Annotated in this window: 1 protein-coding gene; it reads right to left on the bottom strand. The window is 30.9% G+C overall.

The features are described 5' to 3' along the window. On the bottom strand, positions 1 to 269 hold a 269-nt coding region (locus LI149_RS15160; RefSeq protein WP_227143623.1), incomplete at both ends, for a hypothetical protein.

Here is a 269-nt window from a genome sequence, read left to right as displayed (position 1 = left end):
AGGTAACGTCGGTTCATATTCTTGTAACGCTATGATACATGCGTCACTATTAGGTAATCTTCTAAACTCTAATCTCGCATTACCACCATCTGAATCTGAAGCGAGATCTCCACCAACAATTCGATATAAAATTCTCTCATTATTAGAAGCTTTAAAATCTTTACTTAATAATAGTAAGTCCTTATTTAAACACGGCACACTAATCGTAAAGTTATCTTCGTTAAAATCACTATTAACGACATTTAATGTAATTCTATTTAAAAAATTTG

This window comes from Dorea sp. 210702-DFI.3.17, from assembly GCF_020560825.1.
GTDB classification, from domain to species: domain Bacteria; phylum Bacillota; class Clostridia; order Lachnospirales; family Lachnospiraceae; genus Dorea; species Dorea formicigenerans.
Note: the sequence above shows the minus strand (reverse complement) of the source record. Positions and strands in the feature narration are given on the sequence as shown.